This window comes from Bathymodiolus thermophilus thioautotrophic gill symbiont (assembly GCF_003711265.1).
In the GTDB taxonomy this organism is placed as follows: Bacteria; Pseudomonadota; Gammaproteobacteria; order PS1; family Pseudothioglobaceae; genus Thiodubiliella.
The window spans coordinates 1,854,073-1,871,371 of sequence record NZ_CP024634.1 but is presented as its reverse complement, the minus strand read 5'-3'; the positions used below and the strand labels follow the sequence as shown (position 1 = coordinate 1,871,371).

Genomic DNA, 17,299 nt, shown 5'->3' with positions numbered 1-17,299 from the left:
CCAAGTGGTTTTCAAGGGTCAACTATTGACATAAAAACCTCGCTGTGGTTTTTATTTTATCAAATAATACTAACATCCTGTTGAACCCAAAGTGCAGCATGAGCATCGCTATCGGCACGGCTGTGAGCATACACATCGTATTGAATGCTGTCTTGTGTGATGCCAGCGCCTTTGATAAAGTGAGTGCTGTCAACTGTTATATCAACTTTGTCACCTGAATTGCCGATTACTTTTAGGATATTGGTGGCGCTAGAGCTGTCTAGCAAGTCATTAAGATTAAGTTTTAAAGTGTTATTACCTGAACCAGTGATGTCAATTACTTCAATATCTTGAATGCGTCTGTTACTGATGTTGGTTAAATCTAGGGTTAAATCACTGCCGTCTAATTTTAGTGTGTCAGTATTACCACCACCATCCACACGAGAGCGGTTACCTGCACCCATTTGTGCCAATGCGGCGATGTTACTGGCATTAATGATAATGGTGTCATCGCCTGATCCTGCGTTAAAGACATCCATACCGCCGTTACCTATCAGTATGTCATTGTCTGCATCAGCAACGAAGATTTCGTTGCTATTGGTGCCTGTAAGGGTATTGGCGTTTTCATTGCCGAGATAATCGATAGCGTATTTTGAGTTGCCACTAAGTTTGGTTAAGTCAATAGCTTCGGTATCGGTTTTGCCAAACACGACATAGGATTTACCTGCGCCTGATTTACCATTTGGATCGGCATAAGTACCACTAATAAGCAAATCATCTAAGCCGTCGCCATTCACATCGCCTGCGCCGGAGACTGAAGCGCCACTTTCGTCCCCTGCTGTTTCACCATGAATGACAAAGCCTCCTGTGCCACTGACAATAGCAGATAGGTCAATTGCTGTGGTGTCGGCTGTGCCAAAAACCACATAGGTTTTTCCTTTTTGATTATTGGCATAATAAGCACCAACAAGCAAATCATCCAAGCCATCGCCATTCACATCGCCTGCACCGGAGACTGAAAAGCCACTTCTATCATCCACTGACTCGCCTTTAATAACAAAGCCCCCTGTGCCACTGGCAATAGCAGATAGATCAATTGCCGTGGTGTTGGTTGTGCCAAAGACGACATAGGAATTACCTGCATTTGATTTACCATTTGAATCGGTAATATGAGCACCAACAAGCAAATCGTCCAAGCCATCACCATTCACATCGCCTGCACTGGAGACCGAAGTACCGCTATAGCCTTTTTCTGCCTTACCATTAATAACAAAACCTCCTGTGCCACTGGCAATAGCAGATAACTCAATTGCTGTGGTGTCAGTTGTGCCAAAGACCACATAGGTTTTTCCTTTGTAGTCACTAGCATAGTTAGCGCCAATAATCAAATCATCCAAGCCATCACCATTCACATCGCCTGCGTTAGAGACTGAGCTACCACTCCTATCATTCGCCACCTCACCATTAATAACAAAGCCCCCTGTGCCAGAGGCTATAATGTTTAGATCGACAACTGTGCCTGTGGTTTTACCAAACACGACATAGGATTTACCTGCACGACTCCTATTGTCTGGATCAGCACTTTGAATACCAATAATCAAATCATCCAAACCATCGCCATTCACATCGCCTGTGCTAGAGACTACCATTTGACCAGAATCATTTACTGAATCGCTGACAATAGTAAAGCCCTTTGTGCTATTGGCAATGGTGGATAGGTTAATTGCTGTGGTGCTGGTTGTGCCAAAGATGACATAGGGTTTTTTTTCAAAATCATACAAATTATCAGCGACAACAATTAAATCATCCAAGCCATCACCATTCATATCGCCTGCGCTGGAGACTGAAAAGCCACTGTGATCAGAATCATCATCAAAGCCACCCGGAGTACGCCCTGTCTCACCATTAATAACAAAGCCTCCTGTGCCAGAGGTAATAGCACTTAGATCAATAGCGGCGCCTGTGGTTTTACCAAACACGACATAGGATTTACCTGCATTTATCCTGCCATCTGGAGTGGCATTAGGAGTACCAATAATCAAATCATCCAAGCCATCACCATTCACATCGCCTGCGTTGGAGAGTGAATAGCTACTTTGGTCGTTAGCCATCTCACCATTGAGAATAAAGCCACGAGGCGCCGCCACTTCTAACGAAGCAATCGCTGAGTTTGACTCATTGCCAGCAGTATCTGTATAAGTAATGGTAGCGGTTCTAATACCAAGTTGAGAATCCGCATCAATATTTTTAAGTTTGATGGCCTCCACCACTTTTGCCACCTCAATAGCCGTAAAAGTATCTGTGGTTTTACTGATGAGCAAGGTTTGAGAAGTCTTTGTGTAAGTGTATTCTAAGCCTGTTACCGTGCCAATGGTTTTGCCTGTTACTTTGGTAATATCGCTATTTAATGCAATGTCGTTGTCTAGTACTAATTTGTCATGTGTGGTATTCAAACCAGTGCCACCCAATATAACTTTAATAGATTTAATAACCGCACTGGTGGCATCTGCAATATCTGCATCAAAGGCGACACCTATTGCAATTTTTGTTGCACTACTTGCTACTGAACTACTGATTTGAATGCCTGTCGCAGGATCTAAATCAACAGCAAAAGGTGTGTTATTAACAACATTTTTGTTGCTAATGCTTGCTGCATCATTGCCTGCTGTATCTTGAATGGCGCTAGTGTCATCACCTGTAGTGGTATCAATATAACTAATCCGTACAGTGGCACCGTTAATAACAGCACTTGCTAAAGTTAGGGTAACAGTCTTGGCCATGGCATCAACCACGGCAACACCTGTAAAAGCATCCACAACAGTATTGCCATCCACTTCAAGGGTAAAAGCGCTAGTCGCAGGTATATTGCCAGCGTCTAAGACTTCGTTATAGGTAAGGACTAAGGTCGTGTCATCAACAGCAGCACTGGTAAATATAGGTGCAGTGGTGTCGGCAACAATGTTATTCTCAACACTTTGGCCGGTTATCCTTGCAGCTCTATTGCCTGCCGTATCTCGAATAGTATTGGTGTCATTGCCTGTAGAATCAACATAATTAAGCAGTATGGAAGAGGCACCAATGGCAATGGCGTTCGTTAAAGTCAAAGTAATAGTCTTAGCGTTAATCACGATATTACCTTCAAAGGCATTCTCAATAACACTACCATTTACATTCAGGGCAAAGTCTTCAAGTATAGGCACATGGGTAGCGTCTAAAGATTCATCATAGGTAAGTACCAAGGTCTTATCATTGATAATGGCACTAAAAAGTATAGGTGCAGTAGTATCAACAGCAAGCCCCATGAGTCCTATCAATTGAACTGCATCAATCAAATTAGATTCAGATACACCATCACTACCAACGCTAATACGAATTTTTTCTGATTTATAACTCAGTATATTGTCAAGTATAATTTCTGTATCACTAACCTTGCCTGCAACAACACCTTCCATTTTGCCACCCGTTTCAGTTGCTCCTGATTTAGTGTAAACCGTTTCAAAATTGCCGTCTTTAAATACTTCTACTGTTTTAATGGCACCTGTTTTATATGTTTCTCTAACAACAATTTTCTGAATAAAAACCGCAGTATCGTAAGTTAAAGTAAGTGTGTTTATTTTTGATCTGTCATCCCAATTTTCTGACCATGAATTACCGACTTGCGCTTCATTGTCATCAAGATTTAATGATGAATCGGGTGCACCAATTGCTTCATTAGCCCCATAATTAGCAGAATTAGATTGACTGCTAGCACTAGCGCCAGTCGCCCATTGTGCTTTACTGCCATTATCTGTAACAGCAGGTGTTGTTAGAACAGCGTCATGACCAGCCTTATCTTTAAGAGTGCTACCTGCTAAGAGCAATGCATTAACGCCAGCAGTAATACCACCAGCAGAGTCGTTATCACCAGCAACAATGGTATAACTAAATACCAAAGTATCACTAGAAGAACTTGAGTAAATAGCGGCTTTGTTCACACCACCCACATTAATAGTATAAGTAGGTGTGCCAGTTACCACAACAATTTCACTCAGGGTAACAGTAACAATGACTTTATCACCCACACCCAGTACATCAGTCTTGGCAGTACCAGTAGCGTTTGTTGCAGTGATGGTTGTTGTGTTAACTATTGGTATTGTGGTGTCTAGTGTAAAGACAATAGACTGTTCGTCGGAAACATTGCCTGCTCTGTCTGTTTGCCTTACTTTCACTGTGTAGGTGCCACCTGTTGTGGGTTTGGTGTAGATTTGATGCCAAGCACCCTCGTTAATTTTGTATTCTACCGTTGCATTGGTTTCTGTATTAGCAGGCACACTGATGGTAGCATCATTGGTAATACCGTCTGTTGTATTGCTACCGCTGTCTGTTAATATAGCGTTTGGTGTCGCTGGCTTGGTCTCGTCAAATTTTTGGATAAGTTGAGCGGCGACAATATTGGCTTGATTGGAAGTTGCACTTGTTGCTACATTGGCAGCGACATCAACGGTAATGTCGCCATCTGTGAGTGCGGTTTCTGGGGTGACCATTAAGGTGAAAACTTTATTTTGATTAGCCCCTGAAGAGGCGGTTGTTAAAGTGCCTTTGCTGATGTTTGCATCATTCGTGCCTGCACCTGTAAAGACAATGTCGCTCAGTTCAAAACCGTTTACTTTTTCAGTAAAGGTAAAGGTTAGTTCAAATGCACCATTGGTGCCATTAGGCTTGTTACTGGTAATAATGACCAATGGATTGTTCACTATCGCTATTGCTACATTGTGGGTTTGGCTATTGCCTGCGATGTCAGTAGCAGTGATGACAATGTTGTCTAGTGTGGCGGTAATCGCACTTGGGGCGGTTTTATAAGTAACGATACCGCTATCTGCATTAATGTTAAATTTAAGTAAATCGGCTGTTCTAAGTGTATATTTAACACTGGTATCGCCGTCGTCAACTTCTGCATTATAAACAGGGTTGATTTGATTGACAACACTTGCGCCTGTGTTGCCACTGGTGAAAGTAGGATCTGTAGTATCCACGCTCACTAACAAAGCGCTAGAAGCAACACTTGTGTTACCAATAGCATCGGTTGCTTTGGCGGTAATATTTGTTGTTGCGTTTGCCGCTAAAGTAACTGTTTTACTGAAATTTCCGTTACTATCAGCAGTGATTTTTTCGCCTAACGAAGTGTTGCCGTTAAACAACTCTACCATTGAACCTGCTTCTGCTTTACCAGTAATAGTTACAGTGGTTTTGTTGGTTATGTTATCGCTATCACTGAGACCTGTGTCGTCATTGGTTGCCAATACTAAATTTTCTGGAGTGGTTGGGGCTTTAACATCGTAGGCTTGAGTAAAGTTTATTGCCGAGGTGTATTTACTCAGTTTGGCATCAACACTTATTATTATGTTGCCTTCTGTATTGGCATTTGGGGTAACAACTAATTGATAAACAGTAGTCGTTGCGCCCGTTTTAAATGAACTAGCCACAGTGCCACCAGTAATGCCAATGTCGCTAACAGTAAAATCCGATAGATTTGCCAGTGCATTACTAAATGTAAATGTAAAGGTAACTTCATTGCCTGCAATGCCTGTTTTATTGCTAGTGATAGTAATAAATACTTGTGCTGTAATACTGCCATTGCCTGTTAATACTGCATTTAAAGCAATATCATTAATCTCATCATTGTTCGTCACTACTTTGGCAGCGCCATTAACAAATTCTTGTTTTACCGCATCCTTAAAAGTACCGTCGTTTTGTGTTGCAGTATCCCATTCACCTATGGTATCGTATTTTTCAACAACATCTTTAATCGTACCTACACCAGAAACTGCCGCCAAAACTTGACCATAGTTATCAGCATCCTGAGTAACTTTACCGTTTTTGTCAATTATAGCTTTAGGGATGCTAATAATGTCATTAACGCCAAATGCCTTGCCAACGCCTTCGTTTTTTGCATTGACTATTGTTTCAGTTAATGGAGTTGAAGAAACTGTAACGCCACCAGCCTCAGCCTTGCCATCGTCTGTAATACCTGCTTGTTTTGCGGCTATTGTGGTTAACACGGTGATTGCCGCTACACTTTTACCTTCTGTGTTAGTCACTGCTAATAAGGCAATGTCTAAATCCATTTTATTGCCTTTTTCATCTTGATAATCAACAGCATCATCGGTGTCGTATGCTTTAAAGATAACAATGCCAGTTATTTTGCTCTTATCGAACTTATAACGACCATCTGCTTGTTTTTCGCCTTCGGCTATCAACTTTCCATCTTTGTCATAAGCAGCAATTTTGATGCCTGTGTTGTCCAATACCGGACCCGCCATAAGTGTGACAAAAAAGTTACTGTTACCATCGCTATCGCTATCGCCATCACTATTGCCACTACCACTACTAGCAACCACAACAGCTGCAACTACAACTGCGGCCACAATTGCTATATTCGAATTAACAACATCCATAAAACTTTGGTTGTTGTCTGCACTTGTTGCACTAGATTCTGTAGAAACAATAGAGTGTTCGCCATAAAAGTACACAACTTGAGTGCCATCTTCTAAAGTGAAGAAAGTATCAGCAATAACATGATACAGCTCACCATCTTCAGCAGGAAGAGAGACTAAGCAAGATAAATCGGTTGCACAAACAGCAAAATAGTTATCGAAAACAACAGTACCTTCTTCTAGTACCACCTCCAAGTCATCGCCGACTTTTTTGGCAATTAGGTTTAACTTTTTAGCATCAAAATCTTCGATGTTTAATTGATAAACTGTGCCTACTTGAACTTGGATGTGTTGGGTATCTCTGGTAATAGTAACAATCTCTTCATTAAGTTTGTCGGCGAGTTTTTGCGCTTTGTTTTGTAATATTGTGACTTCCTTCGATGTTTTGGCTTGCATGTTTCCTCCTGATTCTTTGTTGTTATTATCTTTACATTAAGATCTTTGTAAAGAGGATTAGTGAAATTCAATTTTTGCCAAATTGATGATTTCATTAAACTTTGTCATAGCAGAACTAAGACTGAGTTTAAAAAATTTCCGAGTAGTAAAAAAAGTGGATTTTGATGGCTATTTATACAAAAATATCATCTCCATATTATACAGCGACAATCTTTTGTAACGCATAGTTTCTATGTTTAATTCATTCTTGATATTTTTTGAGACCTTTGCATAAATATGGATGATTAGCAAAATTCAATTTTTGCCCACTTGGTAATTTTCTTAAACCTTGTCCTAGCAGGGCCAAGGCTGGGTTTAAAAAATTATCAAGTGGGTGAAAAGTGGATGCTTGATGGTTATTCATATTTATGCAAAGGTCTCTTTTTATATAAAAATCTAAAATATCGTTTAATATAAAGCCTCAACAGTTTTAGGCAATAATTTAATTTTTCCTATTTCAAACTCTTTAAACTAAACAAAAAAATGCGTAACAAATGAACTAAATATACATCTGTATTTCCAAGTGGAACTTGGGAGTGAGGAATGACAGGGTTGTAACGGCTTAATTTAATGGACTCATAAAGTCCCTTTTCTTTTCAAACTTTATTTGTTGTTCAATATGTGAAATTTTCTGCTCCAAATACCGATTGTGCTTTAAAAATTTTATTGACGATAGATTATTAAGTAATGATTTATAAAAATCCTTATCTTTTTGTAAAGATGGAACACGACTACCTGAAAATATAGAAAAACTAGGTTTAAGTGAGAGTTTTTTAAAAAGTTCATACGAATCATTTTCTTGTAAAAAATAGAATATAAAATTTTTTCTATTTTCAAGTGAAAGATTACTAATAAATTCAAAAATAAATACCATTCTGCCCTCATCTTTTGAAAATTTAGTAATATATTTTTTTATAATGCAATCTATTTTATTTTTAATGTCTTCTCCTTCCTGCGGGCTATTCAGGAAGTTCTTTAATATTTCACCACTTCGCCATATTTTTTTAGATTTAGAAATATTGAAAATTATTTCCAATATATTGAAGAAAACCGTTTTAAAATCATCTCTTGACCAAAATATTTTCAAATCAATATTTATGTCATGCGAACTAACAATCTCTTTTTCAAATATTTTGTGAATAAATCTCTTTAGAAAAGAGCCGTCTAAAGTAACAAGTTCATTTAAGGAAACTGAATTATAATCAAAACGACCTTGCTTATTTAAGCATAACAAATAAGCCTGTTTCAATAACTCTAAATCATTTTTAAAATACTTCTCTAAATGTTGAGATTCATCTATATTCGAATTAAAGATTGTTGCAATTCCATTTATAAACAGACTGCCTTCACTGTTTTCTCTATTTATTAAAATACGAGTAATTTTAATAAAAATATCTGGCTCAATAGAAAGGTACTTTTCTAAAAATTTTGTATGATATGGTATAAACTGTTGTTCAGATTTTTGGTAAAGAGTTAGTATTTCTTCAATGTCACCCTCATTAGTTAAATCATTTGGCAGCATTTGAAAAAAACTAAATAGCCAAGAGTTTTTGCAATTGTAAGAGTGTTTTTTTAAGAATTCATAAGATTGTTCTTTTCCCAGTATAGTAACTAAGTCTACAAGGTTAATAGAAATATTGAATGGATTGGATAACTCAAGGTATTTTTCAAGTACTTGGATGTATAGCGATTGATTTTTTTTGGCTAATATACGAAATAGATCTCTTAAATTATTTCCAAATTCATACTCGCCCTCTTTGTTGCTATTAAAGAGTATGTGACATTGATCAAAAAACAATTCCCAATCAGGCAAATCATAATTTTCAATTAATTTTGCCAACTTCTTCTTTTTAGTTTTATCGAACTCATCCCATGAATCTAGCATCATGATCTTTTCTAATTCATATATTGGATGTTGAAATTTATTACGAATGTCTAATTCATATGAAATCTTATGTCTGTCAAATCCATCTAAACACTCATTAACGGCTTTTACATGTTCATAAATGTTGGGGTCAAAGTGAGTTTGAATGAACTGTATAATATTTTTTTTGTCCCATTGTTCTACTTTAGAAACTTCATGCATGTAACCCATTCCAGATGGATAGCTTCTAATTAATCGTATAATATCGTTTTGATATTTATCATCTTCATATAGAATAGATAAATATCTAAACATATTATTTCTAATTTCTTTCAGCTCATTTGTCTCCATTAATTTAAAGGTTGTTGTAAACTGGTTGTCCTTAAATTCTACTTTAAGAAGCTCTCTACATATTTGAATAAACAACTTACAAATAAGTTCGTTTCCTCCCTTATTGCACTCTACCCAAATAGTTTCCAGTAAAGTGTTTTCTTTTTCGTATTTATACTGATAAATTTCATGTTTAAAGCCATATTCATTAGCTAAAATTTGCAGTACTGCCGATAATTTAGATGGTCTTTTTTCGAAATAAGATAAAATAAGTTCAGTGGCAATTTTTACAGATTGAGTGTCTTTAAAAACTACAAGTTGTTTTAGTATTTCATCATTTAAAATATCTGTATTTTCTTTATTCCAAAAATTAAGAGAATTTACATCAAATACCTCTTTATTAATGCTTGTAATTTTTTTCTTAAAGTAAAGTAGAATATCTGTTTGTTTTAAATACCAAAAAGCATCCATTATATGATATAAATTTTGCTCATCATTGGAATATTTGTCCCATATTTTATTGACAGGTTCTTTGAGTGCATCAATAATATATTGAAAATCGAAAGTATTTAAAATAGGGCTAATAATATCTTTAAATTCTGCTTTATATTGCAAAAAAAGGCTTTCCAAAAAAATATCAATTGATATTTTTTTATCAACAAATACTATTTTGTAAAATAGATATGTAGATAAGATTTGGTCTGATATTTTTACAACTTCATTTTCGTACAAATCAAATATTTCAAGTTCATGTAGTTTCTCAATATCCTTCCAAGAATCATTTACTGATATGTTAAAAGTAGTTTTAATTAATTCGCATTGTTCTTGATTGTGTCTGTCCACAACTCTAAAGAACGAAACAATTGCAATAATTAATAAAAAATTATTTTGGTTAAAAACCTCTAAATCTTGTTTTATAGTTGAAAAGTATTCATCGTATAGCGATGTAACATCGTATAAAGAGTCTAAATTATTCTTTTCTTTTGCTATAGATGAAGCCATTAAAGCTAAACGAGGATTTCCTTTTGATATGTCAGTAATTCTTTCAAGATAGGCAGAGTTATGAATTTCACATTCATCTTCTACAATTTTTTTAATAGAGTTATCGCTTAATGCTTTCAGCTCAAATTCGGAAGGATTTAATTTTGAAGGTATTTTTTGTAAAATTTGATTTTTCGCATAATCTCTTACAGTGGCAACTATCTTAATACTACCATTTGTAAGTTTTTCTCCAAAATATTCTTGAATATACTCTAAGGCTTTATAAGCTCTATTTACATCATCAATTAAAATAAGATAAGACTCATTTTCATTAAAGTATGTCTTTATATCGTCAAAAATATTCACACCTTTATTAAGGATAGTTTTAAACTGAACATTGTTTTTTCGAGAATATTTTTTACAAACTTCAAGTGCTAACTTAGTCTTTCCTATGCCTGCAACACCTGTTATCAATACTATGGCTAAATTTTCAATATCTGCACATAGGGTGTCAAATTCCTCTTTCCTGCATAAGAGCAGAGTGTTTAAAGGGGTGGAAAACTTGCTTGAATTGTAATTTTCTATAAAATTACTGTAGTCTAATATTTGCCCTGTGTCAATTTCTATATTTAGATAATCTTTTGCTATACTTGGGTATTTACAAGATAGATCATTGGCAATTGTTGAGTTTCCTAAAACCGTGCAATCAATATCTTGTTCCTCACATTTGTCATATAATTTTTTAACTTCACTAGGGTTTAAATCTGAATTACAAGCAAGTATTATTTTTTTAATTTTATTTATAGGGATACCTGTTTTTTCTTCCTTAAAACATTTATCCAAATCTTTTAAAAACTTATTTGCAACACTAGCTTTTTGAGTCGTATATTCTGCAAATATATAATCACCATTGTCTAGACTTGCATAACTATCGGGTGTGCCAGTTGTTGGTTTATCTTCTCCTAATTTTGTACCATTTGAAGTTATGGGGTATGCGTACTTTTTTACCAAGTAAGCATCCATTAGTTTATGAAAAGTTGTTGCATCAATTTCTTTTAATGATGTTTCTATTTGGTTGATTTTTGACATTTTTTTTTAATAATTATTAAAGGTTATCAAGGCAAGGGGTGAATTAAAACTAAATTTGTCATTATAATTTTGCGAAATATTGTAATTTGGCGCAAAATCAGTTTTCATTTTACCACTTTAAAATTTCTGTCAACTCTTTAAAGCCTTAACCCTCGTTCCCAAACCCCACTTAGAAATGCATAACTTTCCACACAACCACAGTTTTTAGTTTAAAAATAGCGAATACAACTGGATTAAAAGACTATTTCCTCAAGCACTTGCTCGGCTTTGATTTGCTTCATGCAATCGTGATGTCCTAAGGGGCAGGTGCGTTGCATGCAGGGTTGGCATTCAAGGTTTTTTTTGATGATGGTGCTTTTTTTGTTTTTCCATTGAGCGGTTTCATTGTCTTTGGTGGGGCCAAAGATTGCGAGGGTGGGGATTTGAAAGGCGGCGGCTACATGCATGGGGCCGCTGTCGCCGGTGATGAATAGATTGAGTTGAGAGATGTGTTCAATTAATTGGGCAATGTTGGTTTTACCTGCAAGGTTTTGGTAATTGGTAACGCCCATTTTGAGGAGTGATTTTTCTATGTCTTGGGCGATGTCTGTTTCTTTGTTGCTGCCGAAAATAATGATATCGTATTGGTTGGATAGGGCGCTTGCTACTTTGGCGAACTCAGTGGGGTACCAGCGTTTGGCGCTACCGTATGAGGCGCCGGGGTTGATGCCTAGGATTTTTTTATTAGGTTTGGGTGGTTTTGTTGGGTTGGGGTGGATGACTAATTTTGCGGGGCTGTTGTTTGTATTTAAAATCGTGTTGACAAAGTCGTTGTATCGATTGACTTGGTGTGTGGGTTTTTTGTTGTAGCGTTTATAGTTTCCTTTGCGGGTTGCATTGGTGAAAAGGACAAATAGTTTGCTGGTTATGGTGCGTCTGAAGGATAGGGTGCAATCAAATTTTCCTAATTGTTTGGCGGTTTTGTATAAATAATAAAGGCGATGTTTTTGTTCTCTGCTGGTGTCAACGACAATGCGCTTTACTTGTGGGTGGTGTTTGAAAATTTCGGTGGAAATTTTAGAGCCAAAAATGGTTATTTGGACATCGGGTTGTTGTTTGATGATGTTTTCAATGGCGGATGTTGCCATTACGCAATCGCCTAGCCAAGTTGGGATTTCTATTAATAGTTTGCGCATTATTGATGCAATGTGTTGTTGTATAAATAATCTAATGTTATGACAAAAGCGAGTGCGTCTTGTTCAAGTGTTTTGTCGTGTGTTGTGGCGTTTAGTTGTCCGTTTTTATAAAGAAATGTTAGGGGTTTTTTGTTGGGTCTGATGACTGCAACTGTGTCATCTTGTCTTAAGGCGTAAGAATCGTTAAATTGCATTAGTGTGACATTTTGTTTTTTATCAGAAAAAATTGAATGCCCTTGAATAGGGTGGCTTAAACCTTCTATGCCCATTAAATCCAACGCCGTTGCCAAAATATCTGGCTGTGTGCTAATTTTGTCGTAGGTTGTTGTCGGTACGCCTTGTCCAAAAATTAAGGCGGGAATGTGAAAATGATTGACAGGTACTAAGTCGTCGCCATAAACTCGAACATCATGATCGGCGGCAATGACAAAAATAGTGTCTTTGTAATAATCCTCTTTTTGAGCCAGTTTGATGAATTGACCTATGGCATAATCGGCGTATTTAATGGCATTTTTAACGCTTTTAACGGCAACGCCCTCAATTAAATCGATTTTATCCTCAGGAAAATCAAAGGGTGCGTGATTGGAAGTGGAGAACATAACGGCTGCAAATTTTTGACCTTGGTCATGGTATTTTTTGAATTCTTGATTGGCTTTAATGACCAAATCTTCATCGCTTACGCCCCACGACCCTACATATTTTGGATTAGCAAAATCATTTTGCTCGATAATGCGGTCAAATCCATTGCCAGAAAACCAACTTTTCATATTGTCAAATCGAGACTCGCCGCCATATAAAAATACAGTTTCGTACTGATGAGATTTTAACAAGGATGCCATTGTGAAAAAATCTTGTTGCGATTTGTTTCTTTTAAGTACGCCTTTGCCCGGAATGGAAAAATTCCCTGCAACCAACCCGGCTAGTCCCCTGATACTTCTGGTGCCATTTGAATATGCATCCGTAAACAAAAGACCATTATTCGCCAATTGATTAAAATGAGGGGTGATGCCGTCTTCCCCGCCGACGGCTGCAACAAATTGAGCGCCAATGCTTTCTTGGATAAAAATCACCAAATTCTTATTCTTATTCTGCTTGAAATGCGTGCCAACAGTGCGGTTAAAAATATATTTTGGATGAGTATTTTGAATATTAAGCCTGTGTTTGACGCGCTGGATGGCATCGTCAATTTTCATCGATCCATAGCGTTTAATGCTACCATCATGCTTATTGGAATAAATGGCGTATAAGATGCTGTATAACGAATTTTTAGTCACTTCATTAAGGATTCTGTTTGGCGAATATAGGGCATCAGAAAGATTGGCAGGGCGGTGTCCAAATGAAGACCTTATGCCAATTAAAAATATTAAAAACAACGGCAAAAGCAATGCAACTCTTTTAATATAAGGCCAATCAAAACAGCATAAAAACTGCTGCTGTGCTTGCTTTAAATACGCACGAGCCACAATAAACATAACGACAGAAGTGGCTAAGAAAACCATTTTATAATCTGCTATTAGCATTGAACTGACTTCACGAATATGTTCCAAATATTCAACAAATAAATAATTTGGACGGATGTCATATTGTGCAAAAAATGGGAAAGTGGCGCTCTCTATAAAGATAACTAACATAAGGACTATTAAGAAATAATAGCCCAATAACTTATCAACAAATTTTGCCAATACTTTCGGTGCAAGCGTTAATAGAAAAAGCAATGGCACCAGTAGCATTAACGCCAATATGGTGTCCATTTTGATCCCATATACAAAAGTTAGCCAATAATCAGGGGTGTGCGAAAATCTATCAAATTGCCACACAAAAAGTGACAATCTACCAATCGAAAAAACCAGGATTAAGTAAAAATAATGTTTTAAAAGTTGCTTTATAATGTCCATTAAGTTTGTCCAATTAAGTGTTTAAATTTATAAAATGCAGGTGTTTTTCTAATTTTCCCATTGCGATTATCCACCAAACCATAGCCTGGAGCAATAAGTTGATGCCAATAAAGGTGGCTAATTTTATGGGTCTTTCTGGCAATGTTAATATAATCTTGCATATATTGCTCATATTCCAACTCACTAACACACTCTTTTTCGCTAGTGGGCGCATAAGGGGCGGTTGCTTTTAAGGGGTAATTGGTTTCGGTAATTACTATTTTATGATTGCTTTTTGGCGATAGATTTGCCATTGCTGCCAGTAGGTTAATTTTATTTTTTAGATTAAAGCCATATTGTCGATTGTCAGGGGCACCTCTTCTGTCCACATATAGTAGGCTGGATAATTTATTAAATTTAATCTTTCTGAAATTAAACAAAGCAAAGGCAGTGTAATAATATTCAAAATCAATCACACTGGGGCCGATTAATTGAATTTTTTGAAAATTTGTGTCTCTAATATTCTGCACCACTTGATAAAAATCAAGATATTCGCTGACTGAAAAAAAACCCCATTTGCTGCGGTTAATGGCGTTACCAATTTGATACTCATGGGCAATTGATTGAAATTTGTCAAAAATGATTTTAATATCTTGTTCTAAAAGTGCCAAATCCTCGATGTGATCCCTGTCTTGTAAAACATTGATAATAAATTTTTTATCAGCACCAAAGCCTTGGGCAAACGCCACATATTCGTCTATTTTTTCCATCTCCCAAAGTGGCATTCTAATCATTAAATGCTGAACGCCTAATTCTTTTACCAGTGCGTATTGTGCCTCACCTTTGTCTAAATTTACCCCAATGCCAACTTGCATATTCGTTTTTGGAAAGCGCATAACAAATTGCCACAGGAATGTTATTGGAAAAACCAGGCCAAATAACAAGAACATACTTAAATATTCAAGAAAATAGGGTTTCTTCTTTTCCTTTTTAAAGGCTTTATCGGTAATGATATAAGGTTGATCAGAATGGCAATCCCATTTAAAAATATTATTCATAATTACACAAAGTTTTTATTATTTTTACATTTAACGACATTGTTCGGTTTATTTTTTTGAAAAGGAAATCAATACCTTGGGGCTATTTATTGGTGGCATTGAATAGCAAATTTTGACGATAAGCAGTAAAGGATAGTGCGTGATTTTTTAAATCGTCGTGTTTATTTTCGCATTTAACGGCTTGTTTTTGTAAGAAGTTCAGCTTAAAGCATAAGAAATCCCCTGTTTGAATGCTTATCTCAACAATGTCTTCTGCCTCAATCCAGCCCAGTATATTGTTATGAAAATAGTCTGCAAAATAATATGCATCTCTGAAAATGGATTTGCCACTAAACTGCGTCTTCGTATAATCGCCAATAATCAAGTCATAAAGGCTGGGTGCTATGTCTCTTTGTGACATAACAACATCTTTGTATTGTGCTGGCAGTATATTGGGTGCATATATTGCAAATGGAATCAAATAATTTTCCAAATTGTCCGAGATTCTACTGCCTGTGTGGTCAGCAAATAAAATAAATACAGTATTGGGGTGTTTGCTTTTAACTGCTTTTATAAAATATTCTAAAGAGAAATCAGCAAAACGATAAGTGTTAAGCATTGTGTTTAAATCCTTATCATCAGAAAAATGCTGACTGGGAAATTCATCAGGCACAACGAGGTCATGTGTGGTTGCGCCATTAATGCCAATGACGAATGGGGAGGACATGGATTGTATGTGTGTTAAGGCAAATTGATACAAATCATAATCTTGCACACCCCAATTATTTCGAGGGTATTGTGTATTTTTAATATCTCGTTTTCCAAACGACTCAACAAATCCAAGAGATTGGGCAAAACTCCCAACTCCGCTGGTTTCCTTGCTTGTGCCTTGAAAAAAAGCACTAGAATAGCCGATTTTATTTAAATCATCCACAATAGAAGGGTGCTTAATGTCTTGTAATGGCGTCTTGGCAATCGTTCTTCCCAGGGGATTTTGCATAGAACTTAAAGTTGCAAACATCCCTTCTGAGGTGCGATGACCACCTGCAATCATTGCCCTAGGTCGAATGGATTGTTTGAGAATGGTATCAAAATAAGGTGTGGTTGAGTTTTGATAACCATAAGGCTGCATATATTTAGCGCTCCAACTTTCTAAAAAGAGCATAACGACATTGGGTTTACTGGTCAAAATTGGCGTATCAATCTTGGTATTTTTATCGGCATATAGTGCCTTAAGGGATTGGTTGGCGATATTTTTTGTCACATTAGGGATAGGCAACTGATGGATTGCTTTATTTTTGTTGGTCAATGCAAAAACTACGCTATACGACGCATTCAGTGCCAATATTGCTTGTTTGTTATTTGCAAGTTGCCCTGCTTGCCAAGGGTTAAGTGGAATACCCTGAACCGACATACCTCTGATGAAAAATATTGACATGATCAGAAGTATCACTTTTTTTGGTATGTAATAACGATTAAATTGTGTAATAACAACTGTTTTCCATTGACTGAAGCCAATAACAAACACAATGGTGCTTAAAATTAATGTTGTCAATGTTAGGAAAAAATGTTGCGAATAAGCCGTTAATAAAAGACTTTTCATATCCACAAAAATATCAAATATTTCGTAGCCCACATGTCTGCCAGACTCTGAGAAATACAACATATCGCCAATTTGAATATTAACTATTAAAATCAAAAAAAGTGTTGACACGAAGGCATAAGCCTTTTTGTTAAAATCAAACAATGAGGCGATAAAAGAAAGTAGTGCAGCAACAGCAAAATCAAATTTATACCCCCAAAAAATCGCATAAATAGAGGCTTGCCATGACAACTCTGAGAAATTATCACGCAGATAAAAATAGAACAAAACTTTTGTAATGATAATGAATGCCACATAAAGTAGCAATAGTTTATAATATTGTTTGAATAGCGACATACTGGTTTTTAAGGCATTTTTAAAGAAAATATTTTAGCATTATCTTTAAAAAGTAATGACACTAAAAGGCGTGAGGTTTTGGTATAAATATGAACAATCATCAAGATTCTACTTTTTACGCAT

The 17,299-nt window shown here is 36.3% G+C and carries 7 protein-coding genes; all 7 read right to left on the bottom strand.

What is annotated here, in order from left to right:
- Positions 1-59: 59 nt before the first annotated feature.
- Positions 60-6,848 (bottom strand): SwmB domain-containing protein, encoded by a 6,789-nt coding sequence (locus tag MS2017_RS06510; protein WP_122951668.1) that lies wholly within the window; start codon positions 6,846-6,848, stop codon positions 60-62.
- A 241-nt stretch (positions 6,849-7,089) separates the two neighbouring features.
- On the bottom strand, positions 7,090-7,251 hold the full coding sequence (locus MS2017_RS11325) for a hypothetical protein (protein ID WP_164707643.1): 162 nt from the start codon (positions 7,249-7,251) through the stop codon (positions 7,090-7,092).
- Between the two features lie 198 nt (positions 7,252-7,449).
- Positions 7,450-11,151 carry an nSTAND3 domain-containing NTPase gene (locus MS2017_RS06505; RefSeq protein WP_122951667.1) on the bottom strand — a complete coding sequence of 1,234 codons (3,702 nt, stop codon included), beginning with the start codon at positions 11,149-11,151 and terminating at the stop codon, positions 7,450-7,452.
- A 233-nt stretch (positions 11,152-11,384) separates the two neighbouring features.
- Entirely contained in the window at positions 11,385-12,326 is a 942-nt protein-coding gene (gene waaF, locus MS2017_RS06500) for a lipopolysaccharide heptosyltransferase II (protein WP_206423653.1), read from the bottom strand.
- Positions 12,326-14,077 carry an LTA synthase family protein gene (locus MS2017_RS06495; RefSeq protein ID WP_241156913.1) on the bottom strand — a complete coding sequence of 584 codons (1,752 nt, stop codon included), beginning with the start codon at positions 14,075-14,077 and terminating at the stop codon, positions 12,326-12,328. The genes waaF and MS2017_RS06495 overlap by 1 nt, the downstream gene beginning before the upstream one ends.
- Before the next feature lie 143 nt (positions 14,078-14,220).
- Positions 14,221-15,258, bottom strand: coding sequence for a hypothetical protein (locus MS2017_RS06490; protein ID WP_122951665.1), 1,038 nt, complete (start codon positions 15,256-15,258; stop codon positions 14,221-14,223).
- Positions 15,259-15,340: 82 nt separating this feature from the next.
- Positions 15,341-17,176, bottom strand: a complete 1,836-nt coding sequence (locus tag MS2017_RS06485; protein ID WP_122951664.1) for an LTA synthase family protein — start codon at positions 17,174-17,176, stop codon at positions 15,341-15,343.
- Between the last annotated feature and the right edge of the window lie 123 nt (positions 17,177-17,299).